Annotated in this window: 1 protein-coding gene; it reads left to right on the top strand. The window is 64.8% G+C overall.

Annotation, left to right across the window (positions count from 1 at the left end; all coding sequences use genetic code 11):
- Nucleotides 1–65: 65 nt before the first annotated feature.
- Entirely contained in the window at nt 66–17,105 is a 17,040-nt protein-coding gene (locus tag OG225_RS21510) for an amino acid adenylation domain-containing protein (RefSeq protein WP_405176986.1), read from the top strand.
- Nucleotides 17,106–17,703 lie beyond the last annotated feature (598 nt).

The raw sequence follows: 17,703 nt of genomic DNA, 5'->3' as shown, positions 1-17,703 counted from the left end.
GACCGACTTCCCCCGTACTCGGATTTCCTTCGAACCTGTAGTGAGAGAGCTCTCCCGTGATTCCCTTGTCCTTTGCTCAGCGACGGTTGTGGCTTCTGGCGGAGTTGGAGGGCGCGAATTCCCTCTACAACATTCCGCTGGCGTTGCGGATGACCGGCACGCTCGACCGTGATGCCCTAGCGGTGGCGTTGAGTGATGTGGCGGGCCGCCACGAGGTGTTGCGGACCGTGTTTCCGTCGGCGGATGGTGTTGCCCACCAAGAGATTCTGCCGGTGGAATCGGTGACGGTGGAGCTGCCGGTGGTGCGTGCCGCGGAGGGGGAGCTGGCAGGCGCGATCGCGCAGGCGGCTCGGGTCGTGTTCGACCTGTCGGTGGATCTGCCGTTGCGTGCGTGGTTGTTCGAGGTGGGTGTCGGCGAGCACGTGTTGCTGGTGGTGGTGCATCACATCGCCGCGGATGGTTGGTCGATGGTGCCGTTGGCTCGTGATGTGGCCGTCGCGTACGCGGCCCGGGTCGACGGGAAGGTGCCCGGATGGGATCCGTTGCCGGTGCAGTACGCGGACTACACGTTGTGGCAACAGGATCTGTTGGGAGAGGCCGACGATCCCGGCAGTGTGCTGTCGGAACAACTCACCTATTGGCGTGAAACGTTGGCGGGTGTTCCCGAGGAACTGGTGCTGCCGGCCGACCGTTCGCGTCCGACCGTGGCGAGTCATGTCGGTGCGCAAGTGGATCTGCGGATCGACGCGCAGGTACACCGAGGGATGGTCGATCTGGCGAGGTCCGAGGGTGTGACGGTGTTCATGGTGTTGCAGGCCGGTGTGGCGGTGTTGCTGTCCCGTTTGGGTGCCGGTTTCGATATTCCGATCGGTACTCCGGTCGCGGGCCGTACCGATGAGGCGCTCGATGATCTGGTCGGTTTCTTCGTCAATACGTTGGTGATTCGGACCGATCTGTCGGGTGATCCCACCTTCAAATCGGTGTTGGGTCGGGTTCGTGAGGAGAGTCTGGGGGCGTTCGCTCATCAGGATGTGCCGTTCGAGCGTGTGGTCGAGGAACTCTCCCCGACGCGTTCGCTGGCTCGGCACCCGCTGTTCCAGGTGATGCTCACCCTGCAGAACACGGGCGAGGTCTCGTTGAACTTGCCGGGTGTGGCGGTTTCCCAGGTGGGGGTCGGTGTGGTGGCGGCGAAATTCGATCTGGCCTTCACCTTCGCCGACAGCAGCGGTGCGGCGGGCATGTCGGGTTCGTTGGTGTACGCGACGGATTTGTTCGACGCGGTGACCGCGGAGACATTGGCGGTCCGTTTGGCGCGAGTTCTGGGTTCGTTGGTCGCCGATCCGGATATTCGGGTGGGTCGGGTCGGCGTGATGGACGAAGACGAGCGTTCGTTGGTTTTGTCGGAGTGGAACGCAAGGGCCACTGCCGATTTCGGATCGGTGACGTTGTCGGAGTTGTTCGAGGCGCAGGTGGTGCGTGATCCGGGTGCGAGGGCGGTGGTGGCCGAGGGGGTGGTGCTGAGTTATGGGGAGTTGAATTCGCGGGCGAATCGTTTGGCGCGGTTGTTGGTGTCGTGGGGTGTGGGTCGGGAGGGCCGGGTCGGTTTGTTGTTGCCTCGGTCGGTGGATTTCGTGGTGGCCATGTTGGCGGTGTTGAAGGCGGGTGGGGCGTATGTGCCGGTGGATCCGGAGTATCCCGCCGATCGTGTCACGGGAATGTTGGCCGATGCCGGGGTGATCGTGGTGATCGGTGTGGGCGAGATGCCTGCGGGAGCGCGGGTGCCCAGGGGGAGTCGGGAACTGCGTCTGGATAGCCGTGTGGTGGTGGATGAGATTGCCGCTCTGGATGATTCGGATCTATCGCGGTTCGAGCGTGGTTTGTTGTTGGTTGATCAGGCGGCGTATGTGATTTTTACGTCGGGTTCGTCGGGTCGGGCGAAGGGTGTGGTGGTGTCGCATCGGGGTGTGGTGCGTTTGGTGGTGGGTGGTGGTTTTGTGGGTGTTGGTGTGGGTGATGTGGTGGGTCATGTGGCGTCGGTGTCGTTCGATGCGGCGACGTTCGAGGTGTGGGGTGGGTTGGTGGTGGGGGCGTGTGTGGCGGTGGGTCCGGTGGGGCCGTTGGGTGTGGGGGAGTTGGGTGGGTTTTTGTCGGGGTGTGGGGTGTCGGTGTTGTGGTTGTCGGCGGGGTTGTTTCATGAGGTGGTGGATGTGGATGTGAGTGTTTTGGGTGGGTTGCGGGTGTTGGTGGTGGGTGGGGATGTGGTGTCTGGTGTGCGGTGTGGGGTGGTGTTGGATCGGTTGCCGGGTGTGGTTTTGGTGAATGGGTATGGGCCGACGGAGAACACGGTGTTTTCGGTGATGGGTCGGGTGGGTGTGGGGGATGTGGGTGGTTCGGTGCCGGTGGGTGTGCCGGTGTCGGGGACGGGTGTTTTTGTGTTGGATGGTTTGTTGGTGCCGGTGGTTGTGGGGGTGTGGGGTGAGTTGTATGTGTCGGGTGGTGGTTTGGCTCGGGGTTATGTGGGTGGTGGGGGTGTGACGGCGGGGTGTTTTGTGGCGAGTCCGTTCGGTGTGGGGGAGCGGTTGTATCGGACGGGTGATGTGGTGCGGTGGCGTGGTGATGGGGTGTTGGAGTTCGGGGGTCGGGTTGATGATCAGGTGAAGGTGCGTGGTTTTCGGGTGGAGCCGGGTGAGGTGGAGTCGGTGGTGTTGTCGCATCCGTTGGTGGGTCGGGGTGTGGTGGTGGTGCGTGAGGATGTTCTGGGGGATAAGCGTTTGGTGGCGTATGTGGTGGCTGCGGATCCGGTGGTGCCGCCGGTGCCTGGTGGGGTGAGTGGGTTTGTGGGGCGGCGGTTGCCGGGGTTTATGGTGCCGTCGGCGGTGGTGGTGGTCGATGAGTTGCCGTTGACGGTGAACGGGAAGTTGGATCGAAAGGCGTTACCTGCACCCGATTTCGGTGTGCGGGTGGGTAACGGTCGCGAGCCCGTGACCGCGCAGGAGAAAATTCTGTGCGAGGTATTCGCCGAGGTACTCGCGGTGCCTCGTATCACCCTCGACGACAACTTCTTCGAATTCGGCGGCCACTCGCTCCTGGCGTTGACTCTCATCAGGAAATTGGGTGAACGCGGGATCGTGGTCGACGCTCGGTCTGTGTTCGGATCACCCACCCCGGCAGGACTATCCGTCGGTGTCGATACCGTCGACGTGCGGATCCCCCGAAACCGGCCCGAGCGGACCGAGATCATCACCGCGGATATGGTGCCGCTCACCGAACTGAACGTCGACGAGATCGACCTCATCACCCGCCGGGTCCACGGCGGGGCCCCGAATATCATCGACATCTATCCCCTCGCGCCCTTGCAGGAAGGAATCCTCTTCCACCACCTGATGCGCGACGGCGCAGGCGAACGCGACCTCTACGTCATTCCGACCATGCTCGGCATCGACTCGCGCGCCAGCCTCGACGCGTTCCTGCACGCGCTGCAATGTGTGGTCGACCGGCACGAGATCCTGCGCACCGCGGTGCAGTGGGAAGGGCTACGAGAACCGGTCCAGGTCGTGCTGGCGGACGTCTCGGTTCCCGTGGAGTACGTGACACCGATCATCGGTCACGACGAGCAGCGACTACGCGCACACCTGATGGCCACCGCCGACGAGCCGATGGATATCACGCATGCCCCGCTGCTACGGGTCTACGCGACAGCGGAACCCGTCGGCGGGCGGCATCTCGCCCTCGTGCAGGTGCATCACCTCGTTCAGGACCACACCTCGCTGGAAGTCCTGCTGGGCGAAGTGCGCGCCTACCTCGAGGGCGACGCCGAACACCTGCCGCAGCCACTACCCTTCCGAGACTTCGTGGCACGGGCGCGACTGACCGTCTCGCGCGAGGCCCACGAGCAGTACTTCACCGAACTCCTCGGTGACGTCACCGACCCGACAGCACCTTTCGGTCTGCTCGATATACACGGTGACGGTGCGACCGTTGCCGAGGCGCGGCTGCCTCTCGGACCGCAACTCACGAATCGGCTACGTGCCCAAGCCCGTCGACTCGGCGTCGGTGTCGCCACCCTGCTGCACACCGCGTGGGCGCGCGTCGTCGCCGCTACCTCCGGACGCGACGACGTGGTGTTCGGCACCGTGGTGTTCGGGCGCATGGGATCGGCCGCGAGCGGAGAGCGGGTGCCCGGCCTGTTCATCAATACCCTGCCGATGCGTATCCGCACGCGCGAGGTCGGCGTCGCCGACGCGATCCGGCTGACCCAGCGGCAACTCGCGGATCTGATGCGCCACGAACACGCGCCCCTGGTGCTGGCACAGCAGGCCAGCGGCGTTCCCGCGACCACGCCGCTGTTCACCTCGATCATCAATTATCGCCACACCAGCGATGATTCGGAGACGGCCGCGGTCACGCTCAAGGGCATCGAGGTGCTCGACGCCGAGGAACGCACCAACTACCCGGTGTCGCTGATGGTGGACGACAGCGGCACCGACCTCACCCTCTCCGCTCAGACGATGTCACCGATCTCCCCGGCACAGGTGTGTTCGATGATGCGCCGGGCGGCCGAAAATATGGTGACCCTCCTCGAAACCGACGAGAGCACGACCCTGGACCGCCTCGACGTCCTCGACGGGACCGAACGCGCGACGGTCCTCACCCGGTGGAACGCCACCGATCACGAGGTCACGGCCACGACCCTGCCCGATCTCTTCGCGGCACAGGTGGCGCGAACTCCGGACGCGGTCGCCGTCGTGAGCGAGACCACCGAGCTCACCTACGCGCAGATCGCGCGCGCAGCAAGCGATCTGGCCGTGTTGATCATCGCCGCGGGAGCCGCACCGGAATCGCTGACGGGCGTCATGATGGACCGCTCTGTGGAACAGGTCGTCGCGCTGCTGGCCGTCCTCGAAGCCGGTGTGGGCTATCTGCCGTTGGACACCGAACTCCCGGCAGGCCGGACCACCCGAATTCTCGCAGACGCGCGGCCCACGACCGTTCTCACCACACAGCGGGCACTGAAGCACTACCTGAGCGAGTCCGCCGAGGACGACGCTACCGCCGCATCGCCGACGACCTGGATCGTCGTGGACGACCCGCGAACACAGGCATCGCTCGCGGCCATGGACGGCCGCCCGGTGACCGATGCCGATCGGGTCACCCGGCTGCTGCCGCAACATCCGGCCTACGTGCTCTACACCTCGGGTTCGACGGGCATACCGAAGGGAGTGACCGTCACCCAGCAGGGGCTCGTCAACCAATTGTCGTGGATGCAGTCGCAATTCGGGCTGCGCGAAACCGATCGGGTGCTGTACAAGACGCCGTTCGGATTCGATGTCTCGGTCTGGGAACTGTTCTGGCCGCTGTTGCACGGCGCGGCGCTGGTCGTCGCCCAGCCGGGTGGTCACCGCGATGCCGAGTACCTGGCCGAACTCATCATCCGGGAACGAGTGACCGTCTGCCAGTTCGTGCCGTCTATGCTCCAGATCTTCCTCGACTCCGCCCAGCCCCTAATCGGCGACTCGCTCCGCGCGGTACTCTGCGCGGGGGAAGCGCTCTCCGCGGAGTTGATCGACCGATTCACCGCGACACTCGATGTACCGCTGCACAATCTCTACGGACCGACCGAAGCATCGGTGGCCGTCACCTCCTGGCCGGTCGACCGCACCGGAGATGGTCGTGCCGCAGTGCCGATCGGGCATCCGGTGTGGAATACGCGGGCCTTCATCCTGGACTCGAATCTGCACCCGGTACCCGTCGGCGTGCCGGGAGAGCTGTACCTGGCGGGTCGACAACTCGCTCGCGGCTACGTGAACCAGCGCGCGCTGACCGCAGAGCGATTCGTAGCGAGCCCGTTCGGATCGGGCCAACGGATGTACCGCACAGGCGATGTGGTGCGCTGGCGTGCCGACGGCGCGCTGATGTACATGGGGCGAGCCGACGACCAGGTCAAGATTCGTGGGTTCCGCATCGAACCGGACGAGGTACGGGCAGCGCTGGAAAGTCACGAGCGGGTGGGCCGGGCTGCGGTGGTGATGCGTGAGGATGTGCCGGGCGACAAGCGCTTGGTGGCGTATGTGGTGCCGGTCGACCCGGTGGTATCGCTGGCACCCGTCGCGGTGAGTGCCTTTGTGGCGCAGCGGTTGCCGCGATACATGGTGCCTTCGGCGGTGGTGGTCGTGGAGTCGTTGCCGTTGACGGTAAACGGGAAGTTGGACCGTAGGGCGTTGCCTGTTCCGGATCGTGCCGTCGAGGTGTCGGGTCGTGGTCCGGTGTCGGTGGTGGAGGAGATTTTGTGTGGTGTGTTTGGTGAGGTGTTGGGTGTTTCGGGTGTGGGGGTGGATGAGAGTTTCTTTGATTTGGGTGGTCATTCGTTGTTGGCGACGCGGTTGGTGTCGCGGGTTCGGGTGGTTTTGGGTGTGGAGTTGTCGTTGCGGGTGTTGTTCGATGTGCCGACGGTGGCGGGGTTGGCAGGTCGGTTGGGGGAGGTGAGTGGTTCGTCGAGGGTGCGTTTGGTGGCGGGGCCGCGTCCGGAGATTGTGCCGTTGTCGTTTGCTCAGCAGCGGTTGTGGTTTTTGTCAGAGTTCGAGGCGGCGAACACCGTCTACAACATTCCCTTGGTGTTGAGGTTGACCGGCACCCTGAATCGTGATGCCTTGGCGTGGGCGATCCGGGATGTGGTCGGTCGGCACGAGGTGCTGCGGACGGTGTTCCCGTCGGTGGATGGTGTTGCCAGCCAACGGATTCTGGTGGTCGAGTCTGTGAGCATGGATTTGCCGGTCGTTGATGTGGTCGAATCCGAACTGGTCGAAAAAGTCGCTGAGTCAGCTCGGGTGGTGTTCGATCTGTCGGTCGATTTGCCGTTGCGTGCGTGGCTGTTCCGGGTGGGGGCGCAGGATCATGTGTTGGTTCTGGTGGTGCATCACATTGCTGCGGATGGTTGGTCGATGGCGCCGTTGGCTCGTGATGTGGCTGTGGCGTACGCGGCCCGGGTAGACGGTAAGGAGCCTGGATGGGATCCGTTGCCGGTGCAGTACGCGGATTACACGTTGTGGCAGCACGAATTACTCGGTACGAGCAGCGATCCCGAGAGTGTGCTGTCGGAACAACTCACCTATTGGCGTGAAACGTTGGCGGGTGCTCCCGAGGAACTGGTGCTGCCGGTTGATCGTTCTCGTCCGGCTGTGGCGAGTCATGTTGGCGCGCAGGTGGATCTGCGGGTTGATGCCGCTCTTCATCGGGGTTTGGTTGATCTGGCGAGGTCCGAGGGTGTGACGGTGTTCATGGTGTTGCAGGCGGGTGTGGCGGTGTTGCTGTCTCGTTTGGGGGCGGGTTTCGATATTCCGATCGGTACCGCGGTGGCGGGTCGTACGGACGAGGCGCTCGATGATCTGGTCGGTTTCTTTGTGAACACGTTGGTGATTCGGACTGATCTGTCGGGTGATCCCACGTTCAGGGCCGTGTTGGGTCGGGTTCGTGAGGCGAGTCTGGGGGCGTTGGGGCATCAGGATGTGCCGTTCGAGCGTGTGGTCGAGGAACTCTCCCCGACGCGTTCGCTGGCCCGGCACCCGCTGTTCCAGGTGATGCTGGCTGTGCAGAATACGGGCGAGGTCTCGTTGGAGTTGCCGGGTGTGACGGTTTCCGGTCTGGAAATAGACGAGGTCGCCGCGAAATTCGATCTGGCCTTCACCTTCGCCGAAGAGATTGCTGCCAGTGCGAGTCCTGATGCGGGTAGTGAAGTGAGCGTGAGTAGTGCTATTGCCCTTGCCGGTAAGGGCGGCACCGCGAATGCGCTCGCGGGGGCTGCTGAAGACGCACGACCGGACAGCGCAGAGATGGGCTCGTGCTCGCCGGGTGCTGGTCCCGTCGGTAGTGGAACTGGTGGGAGAGGTTTGTCGGGCTCGTTGGTGTGCGCGGTAGACATGTTCGATCATGCGACCGCGGAAGCCTTGGTGGCGCGCCTGGTGCGGGTGCTGCGGTGCGTGGTGGCCGATCCGGATGTTCGGGTGGGGCGGGTAGGTGTGATGGACGAGGTCGAACGGGAGATGATCCTGTCGCAGTGGAACGCGAGCGCGGCCGCTGCCGGTGAAGTCGAGATGACGTTGTCGGAGTTGTTCGAGGCGCAGGTGGTGCGTGATCCGGGTGCGAGGGCGGTGGTGGCCGAGGGGGTGGTGCTGAGTTATGGGGAGTTGAATTCGCGGGCGAATCGTTTGGCGCGGTTGTTGGTGTCGTGGGGTGTGGGGCCGGAGGGTCGGGTCGGTCTGTTGTTGCCTCGGTCGGTGGATTTCGTGGTCGCCATGTTGGCGGTACTCAAGGCGGGTGGGGCGTATGTGCCGATCGATCCAGAGTATCCGGTCGAGCGTGTGGGGTTGATGTTGGGTGATGCGGGTGTGGGGGTTGTGGTCGTGGGGGATGGGGTCGTGCCGGAGGTTCCGGTGGGGGTGTCGGTGTTGTCGTTGGGGTCGTCGGTGGGGCGGCTCGCGGAGTTGGGTGATGCGAATCTGACGTCGGCGGAGCGTGGTGGTTTGTTGTTGGTTGATCAGGCGGCGTATGTGATTTTTACGTCGGGTTCGTCGGGTCGGGCGAAGGGTGTGGTGGTGTCGCATCGGGGTGTGGTGCGTTTGGTGGTGGGTGGTGGTTTTGTGGGTGTTGGTGTGGGTGATGTGGTGGGTCATGTGGCGTCGGTGTCGTTCGATGCGGCGACGTTCGAGGTGTGGGGTGGGTTGGTGGTGGGGGCGTGTGTGGCGGTGGGTCCGGTGGGGCCGTTGGGTGTGGGGGAGTTGGGTGGGTTTTTGTCGGGGTGTGGGGTGTCGGTGTTGTGGTTGTCGGCGGGGTTGTTTCATGAGGTGGTGGATGTGGATGTGAGTGTTTTGGGTGGGTTGCGGGTGTTGGTGGTGGGTGGGGATGTGGTGTCTGGTGTGCGGTGTGGGGTGGTGTTGGATCGGTTGCCGGGTGTGGTTTTGGTGAATGGGTATGGGCCGACGGAGAACACGGTGTTTTCGGTGATGGGTCGGGTGGGTGTGGGGGATGTGGGTGGTTCGGTGCCGGTGGGTGTGCCGGTGTCGGGGACGGGTGTTTTTGTGTTGGATGGTTTGTTGGTGCCGGTGGTTGTGGGGGTGTGGGGTGAGTTGTATGTGTCGGGTGGTGGTTTGGCTCGGGGTTATGTGGGTGGTGGGGGTGTGACGGCGGGGTGTTTTGTGGCGAGTCCGTTCGGTGTGGGGGAGCGGTTGTATCGGACGGGTGATGTGGTGCGGTGGCGTGGTGATGGGGTGTTGGAGTTCGGGGGTCGGGTTGATGATCAGGTGAAGGTGCGTGGTTTTCGGGTGGAGCCGGGTGAGGTGGAGTCGGTGGTGTTGTCGCATCCGTTGGTGGGTCGGGGTGTGGTGGTGGTGCGTGAGGATGTTCTGGGGGATAAGCGTTTGGTGGCGTATGTGGTGGCTGCGGATCCGGTGGTGCCGCCGGTGCCTGGTGTGGTGAGTGCTTTTGTGGGGCGGCGGTTGCCGCAGTTCATGGTGCCGTCGGCGGTGGTGGTGGTCGATGATTTGCCGTTGACGGTGAATGGGAAGTTGGATCGGAAGGCGTTGCCCGCGCCCGAGTTTGGTGCACGGGCTGGGTTGGGTCGTGGTCCGGTGTCGGTGGTGGAGGAGATTCTGTGTGGTGTGTTTGGTGAGGTGTTGGGTGTTTCGGGTGTGGGGGTGGATGAGAGTTTCTTTGATTTGGGTGGTCATTCGTTGTTGGCGACGCGGTTGGTGTCGCGGGTTCGGGTGGTTTTGGGTGTGGAGTTGTCGTTGCGGGTGTTGTTCGATGTGCCGACGGTGGCGGGGTTGGCACGTGTTGTGGGTGATGGTGCCCGGTCGTCGCGTGAGCGTTTGGTGGCGGGTCCGCGTCCTGATGTGTTGCCGTTGTCGTTTGCTCAGCAGCGGTTGTGGTTTCTGTCGGAATTCGAGGTGACGAACACGGCATACAACATTCCATTGGCGCTGCGTTTGACCGGTCGGCTCGATCAGGGTGCGTTGGCATCGGCGGTCAGGGATGTGGTCGGTCGGCACGAAGTGCTGCGGACGATATTCCCGTCGGTGGATGGTGTTGCCTGCCAACAGGTTCTGCCGGTCGATTCGGTGCGAATGAATCTTCCGGTCGTCGATATCGTCGAATCCGAACTGTTCGAAAAGGTCGCCGAGGCGGCTCGGGTGGTGTTCGACCTGTCGATGGATCCGCCCCTTCGCGCGTGGCTGTTCCAGACGAATGCGGACGATGATCACGTCGCGGCCGAGTACGTGCTGGTTCTGGTGGTGCATCACATCGCGGCGGATGGTTGGTCGATGGCGCCGTTGGCTCGTGATGTGGCAGTGGCGTATTCGGCCAGGGTTGTCGGTGAGACTCCGGGGAGCCTCGACGAGGATGCGTCGTGGGTGCCGTTGCCGGTGCAGTACGCGGACTACACGTTGTGGCAACAGGATCTGTTGGGAGAGGCCGACGATCCCGGCAGTGTGCTGTCGGAACAACTCACCTATTGGCGTGAAACGTTGGCGGGTGTTCCCGAGGAACTGGTGCTGCCGGCCGACCGTTCGCGTCCGACCGTGGCGAGTCATGTCGGTGCGCAAGTGGATCTGCGGATCGACGCGCAGGTACACCGAGGGATGGTCGATCTGGCGAGGTCCGAGGGTGTGACGGTGTTCATGGTGTTGCAGGCCGGTGTGGCGGTGTTGCTGTCCCGTTTGGGTGCCGGTTTCGATATTCCGATCGGTACTCCGGTCGCGGGCCGTACCGATGAGGCGCTCGATGATCTGGTCGGTTTCTTCGTCAATACGTTGGTGATTCGGACCGATCTGTCGGGTGATCCCACCTTCAAATCGGTGTTGGGTCGGGTTCGTGAGGAGAGTCTGGGGGCGTTCGCTCATCAGGATGTGCCGTTCGAGCGTGTGGTCGAGGAACTCTCCCCGACGCGTTCGCTGGCTCGGCACCCGCTGTTCCAGGTGATGCTCACCCTGCAGAACACGGGCGAGGTCTCGTTGAACTTGCCGGGCGTGGCGGTTTCCCAGGTGGGGGTCGGTGTGGTGGCGGCGAAATTCGATCTGGCCTTCACCTTCGCCGAGAACATCACCGCTGCTGTTCGGACCGATGACAACGCGAGTGCGGGTGGCAATGCGAGTGCGGGTGGCAGCGCACCCGCCGGCGACGTGACAGGTCTGTCGGGTTCGTTGGTGTACGCGACGGATCTCTTCGACCATGTGACCGCGCAGGCATTGGTGGACCGTCTGGTGCGGGTTCTGGAGTCGCTGACCGCCGATCCGGATATTCGGGTGGGCCGGCTCGACGTATTGGACGACGCCGAGCGGAAGACGATCGTGTCCCGCTGGAATGCCACCACCCGCGAGATCGCGTCGATCACGCTGCCCGAGTTGTTCGAGGCCCAGGTGGCCCGCGATCCGAATGCGGTGGCAGTGGTGTGCGAGGGCACCGAAGTCGCGTACGAGGAGCTGAATTCGCGGGCGAATCGTGCGGCCCGATTGTTGGTGGAGTGGGGTGTGGGCCCGGAGTCGTTGGTCGCATTGGTTTTGCCCCGGTCGACGGATCTGGTGGTCGCCATGGTGGCGGTGCTCAAGGCCGGTGGCGCGTATGTGCCGATCGATCCCGACTCTCCCGCCGAACGCGTCAGCGCGACACTGACCGATGCCGCCGCGACCGTGGTGATCAGCACGAGCGACACGGCCGCCGGAGCGCGCATTTCCGACGGGAGCCGAGAACTGCACTGGGACAGTCCCGCCGTCACACAACGACTTGCGCACCTGGACGATACGGATCTGACCAGGGCCGAGCGCCGAGCCGTTCTGCTTCCCGATCATCCCGCGTATGTGATCTACACGTCGGGTTCGACTGGGCGTCCGAAGGGCGTGGTGATTCGGCACGCAGGACTGGTCAACTACCTCACCCGAGTCCGCGAGGTCTATCCGGAGGCCGCGGGCAGCACATTGCTGCATTCCAGTGTCGCCTTCGACCTCGGCGTCACCGGCCTGTACGGAGCGCTGGTCAGCGGTGGTCGTGTACACATCGTCGACTGGGACGAGACCCTTCCCGACGCCGTCGGGAATACCGACATCACGTTGCTCAAGGCCACCCCCAGCCATCTGGCCTACCTGGAGGCATTGCCGGGTGACGTCGCCCCGTCGGGCCGACTGGTTCTGGGCGGCGAAGCTGTCCAGGGATCCCGGTTGAGCGCGTGGCGCGCCGCGCACCCCGACGTGACGGTGGTGAATCACTACGGGCCGACGGAGACCACGGTCGGCTGCGTCGACCACATCATCGAAGCGGGAGCCGAGGTCGGCGACGGAAACGTGCCGATCGGACGGCCGATGTGGAACACCCGCGCCTACGTCTTGGAAGCGAACCTCCGGCCCGTGCCGGTCGGCGTCGCGGGCGAACTGTACATCGCCGGCGTGCAGTTGGCTCGTGGGTATGTGCGTCGTCCCGGTTCGACGTCGGAGCGGTTCGTGGCGAGTCCGTTCGGTGTGGGGGAGCGGTTGTATCGGACGGGTGATGTGGTGCGGTGGCGGGTCGATGGGGAGTTGGAGTTTCTGGGTCGTGTTGATGATCAGGTGAAGGTGCGTGGTTTTCGGGTCGAGTTGGGTGAGGTGGAGTCGGCTGTGTTGTCGCATCCGTCGGTGGGGCGGGTTGCGGTGGTGGTGCGTGAGGATGTGCCAGGGGATAAGCGTCTGGTCGCTTACGCCGTGGCAGACCTTGGGCCGACGTCGCCGGTGGAGTTGCGTGACCACGTGCGGCGGGTATTGCCGGAGTACATGGTGCCCTCGGCGGTGGTGGTCGTGGAGTCGTTGCCGTTGACGGTAAACGGGAAGTTGGACCGTAGGGCGTTGCCTGTTCCGGATCGTGCCGTCGAGGTGTCGGGTCGTGGTCCGGTGTCGGTGGTGGAGGAGATTTTGTGTGGTGTGTTTGGTGAGGTGTTGGGTGTTTCGGGTGTGGGGGTGGATGAGAGTTTCTTTGATTTGGGTGGTCATTCGTTGTTGGCGACGCGGTTGGTGTCGCGGGTTCGGGTGGTTTTGGGTGTGGAGTTGTCGTTGCGGGTGTTGTTCGATGTGCCGACGGTGGCGGGGTTGGCACGTGTTGTGGGTGATGGTGCCCGGTCGTCGCGTGAGCGTTTGGTGGCGGGTCCGCGTCCTGATGTGTTGCCGTTGTCGTTTGCTCAGCAGCGGTTGTGGTTTCTGTCGGAATTCGAGGTGACGAACACGGCATACAACATTCCATTGGCGCTGCGTTTGACCGGTCGGCTCGATCAGGGTGCGTTGGCATCGGCGGTCAGGGATGTGGTCGGTCGGCACGAAGTGCTGCGGACGATATTCCCGTCGGTGGATGGTGTTGCCTGCCAACAGGTTCTGCCGGTCGATTCGGTGAGCACGGACCTCCCGGTGATCGAAATCGCCGACGACGCGGAGTTGCGGGAGCGGATCACGGCCGCGGCTCACGCGCGGTTCGATCTCGCCGCAGACCTGCCGTTGCGCGCGTGCGTGTTCCGCATCGGCCCGGACGAGCACGTGTTGCTGGTGGTGGTGCATCACATCGCCGCCGACGGTTGGTCGATGGCACCGCTGGCCCGCGATGTGGGTGCCGCCTACGCGTCAAGGGTTGGCGGAGAGGTGCCGGGGTGGGTGCCGTTGCCGGTGCAGTACGCGGATTACACGCTGTGGCAGCACGAATTACTCGGTAGGAGTGACGATCCCGACAGTGTGCTGTCGGAACAACTCGCCTATTGGCGTGCGACATTGGCGGGCGCTCCCGAGGAACTGGCACTGCCGGTCGACCGGCCACGTCCGACGGTGGCCGGTCATCGAGGCGCACACGTGGATCTGCGGATCGATGCCGACCTTCATCGGGGTTTGGTCGATCTGGCCAGGTCCGAGGGGGTGACGGTGTTCATGGTGTTGCAGGCCGGTGTGGCGGTGTTGCTGTCGCGTCTGGGTGCCGGTTTCGATATTCCGATAGGCACCCCGGTGGCAGGTCGAACTGACGAGGCACTCGATGACCTCGTCGGTTTCTTCATCAACACGTTGGTGATTCGGACCGACCTCTCCGGTGATCCCACCTTCAGAACCGTGTTGGGCCGGGTTCGCGAGGCGTGTCTGGGGGCATTCGGTCATCAGGATGTGCCGTTCGAGCGTGTGGTCGAGGAACTCTCCCCGACGCGTTCGCTGGCCCGGCACCCGCTGTTCCAGGTGATGCTCACCCTGCAGAACGTGGCACCGGCGGCCCTCACCCTGCCCGGACTCGGCATCGAAATGCTCACCGTCGGTGAGAATCCCGCGTTCGACCTGTCGTTCACCCTCGCCGAGGGGCACGGCCCCGACGGCGAGCCGACAGGGGTTGCCGGCACCGTGACCTACGCCGTCGACCTGTTCGACCGCGCCACCGTCGACGCCGTCGCCGCACGTTTCGTCCGCGTACTCGCCACCGTCGTGGCCGATCCGGATTCGCCGACGCACCGCATGGACATCCTGCGCCCGGACGAGCGGCGGCAAATCCTGTCGGAATGGAACCGGGGCGCGCCGGAAATCCCCGCATCGACGCTCGGCGACCTGTTCGAAGCCCAGGTGGCCCGCACCCCGGACGTGGTGGCGGTGGATGCCGAGGACTGTCGACTCACCTACGCGGAACTGAACCGAGGAGCCAACACGCTGGCGCGCCTGCTGATCGAGGAGGGGGTCGGACCCGAAAGCCTGGTGGCCCTGGCACTGCCGCGTTCGCCGGAATTCGTGGTGGCGCTGCTCGCCGTCGCGAAAGCGGGCGGCGCCTACGTTCCCGTCGACCTCGGCTATCCCGCCGAACGGATCGCCCACATGCTCAACGACGCGAAACCGGTCGTCCTGGTCATCGACGCCAACACGGTGCCGGAAGCCTTGGCATCCAATGGAATTCCGGTTGTTTCACTGCATCGCCCCGGTACCATCGAGCGGCTGGTCCGCCTCGATGACGCCGACGTGGCCGACCGGGAGCGCCACGGCACACTGCGGACCGACCATCCCGCCTACGTCATCTACACCTCGGGATCCACCGGCCGACCCAAAGGTGTCGCGGTGACCCACCGCGGTCTCGCCGGACTTGTGGCCGCCCAAGCCGAACGATTCGCGGTGACACCGCACAGCCGAGTGCTCCAGTTCGCCTCGCCCAGTTTCGACGCCGCGATCTCGGAGGTGGTGGTGACATTGGCCTGCGGCGCCACCCTGATCGTCGCCTCGGCCCCGCAGATCATGCCGGGACAGGCTCTGACCGAGCTGATCGCCCGGCAACGCGTGACCCACGTGACGCTGCCGCCCGCCGCGCTCGCGGTGCTCGACCCGCACGCGGTCCCGTCTCTCACGACCGTGATATCCGCGGGTGAGGCACTCGGCGGCCACGAGATCGGCCGCTGGGCGGCAGGGCGGCGACTGGTCGACGCCTACGGCCCGACCGAAGCGACCGTCTGTGTCACCAGTACCGGCGCGCTCCGCCCGAAAGACGCCGAATCCCCCCATATCGGCTCGCCACTGCCGGGAACCCGGGTCTATGTCCTGGACGGATCACTGCGGTTGGTGCCATGCGGCACCACGGGGGAGATCTACCTCGCCGGACCCAATCTCGCCAGGGGATATCTCGGTCGCCCCGGGCTGTCGGCCGAACGGTTCGTCGCCGACCCCTACGGCGCGCCGGGCGAGCGGATGTACCGCGCTGGCGACCTGGCCGCGTGGCGCGCCGACGGCACCCTGCGCTTCTTCGGACGGGCCGACGACCAGGTCACCCTCCGCGGTTTCCGGATCGAATCGGGTGAGGTCGAAGCCGCGCTGCTCGGCCACCCGCAGATCGGCCGGGCCGCCGTGGTGCTGCGCGCCGACACCCGAGAAGTCCGGCGCCTGGTCGGCTACCTCGTCCCGGCCGACCCGGCGGTGCCGATCGATGTGACCGCGGTTCGCACCAGGGTCGCCGAGATACTGCCCGAACATATGGTGCCGTCGGCGCTGGTCATCCTGGACGCCCTGCCCGTGACACCGAACGGAAAGCTGGACCGCACGGCTCTCCCGGCACCCCGGCTCGGAACCGACAGCCCCGGTGCCCGGCCGCGCACCCTCGGGGAGAAGCTGGTCGGTCATGCCTTCGCCGAAGTGCTCGGCCTGCCAGAGGTGGGCGTCGACGACAACTTCTTCGAACTGGGCGGCCATTCGCTGCTCGCGGTGCGGCTGCTGAGCGAATTGGCCGACGCCACCGGTGTCCGCCTGTCGATCGTGCAGGTTTTCCGGCACCCGACGGTGGCCGGACTGGCGACGCTGCTGGAGGCCGGCTCGTCGGAGGACCCCTTCCAGCAGGCCCTGCCGCTGCGGTCGACCGGCACCAGGCCGCCGCTGTTCTGCTTGCCGCCAGGCACCGGGCTGAGCTGGAACTATGCGGGGCTCGTACGGCACCTCCACGCGGAGCAACCCGTGTACGGCCTACAGGCGCCCGCCTACAGCGAACGTGCCGCCGCCCTACCGGATCTGGATTCGCTGGTGTCGACGTATGTCGGCATCATCAAACGGATCCAGCCGCACGGGCCGTACCATCTGCTCGGCTGGTCGGTCGGCGGGAATATCGCGCACGCCGTCGCGGTACGTATGCAGCGGGCCGGTGACGAGATAGCGGTTCTCGCACTGATGGATTCGATCGCCCATATAGCCGCCGATCGTCGCGAACTCGACGAGCACGACGCCCTCGCGGCACTGCTGGACGGCTTGGGTATCGACGTGCCCGTCGAGGACGAGACATTGACCGTCACCGGTGTTCTCGAGCTGCTCGCCTCGCGGATCGCGATGCCCTCGGAGCTGAACGAGCAACGATTGCGCGGATTCCTCGACACGATCGGCAGCCTGGAGCGGATGTTTCGGGGCACCGTGCCCGGTCGGGTCGCCGGAGATGTGCATCATCTGACGGCGACGACGGACCGTGTCGCGCCCGAGACGGTCGCCGCAGCCTGGCAGCCGTATGTCAGTGGCCGCGTGCACATATACCCAGTCGACGCCGCGCACGCGCGGATGTGCGACCCCGAGCCGCTGCGTGAGGTCGGCAGAGTGCTGGCGACGTTGCTGGAGCGGCGGTGACGGCGCTCAGTTCGCGAGTGGCGGCGGCGACAGGGTGTGGGTGGTAATGGTTCCGCCGCCCGCCGCGGGATTCCATGGTGGCGGTGCCGCCGTGCAATTCGGCGATTCCATGCGACCAGGGCCGGGCCGATGCCGCTGCGCGAGACCACGCTGCCTGTGCGAGTGGCGAGCAGTTCCAGTACCGCGAACTCCTTGGGACTGAGCGAGCGCAGGACACCTGCTCGCTGCACCCGGCGGCGCGCAAGGGTGATGTCGATGTCGCCCAGAATGATTCGGGCCGACGCCGGTTGCTCGCGGAGCCGACACAGGGCACGTACTCTGGCCACCAACTCGGCCACGGCGAAAGGTTCGACCAGGTAGTCGTCTGCGCCGTGCTCGAATCCGGCGACCCGGTCGGCGATGGCGTAGCGGGCGGTGAGCTTGAGTACCGGCACCCGCTGACCTCGACCGCGTGCAGCGGCGTCCGATGGTTACGTCGGATGAGTTGCTGAACGAAATTCCGGTGGCGCACAGCTGTACGGCGCACCTTGCCGACGAGGCGTCGTGTGGTTGTGTAACCCCTACTTCCTCATGGCCCGATTGTCTGACCTCACTCGGA

It is taken from the genome of Nocardia sp. NBC_01377 (genome assembly GCF_045040005.1).
Classification (GTDB): Bacteria; Actinomycetota; Actinomycetes; order Mycobacteriales; family Mycobacteriaceae; genus Nocardia; species Nocardia noduli.
The sequence above is the reverse complement of the archived record's forward strand: the minus strand, read 5'-3'. Positions and strand labels throughout refer to the sequence as shown.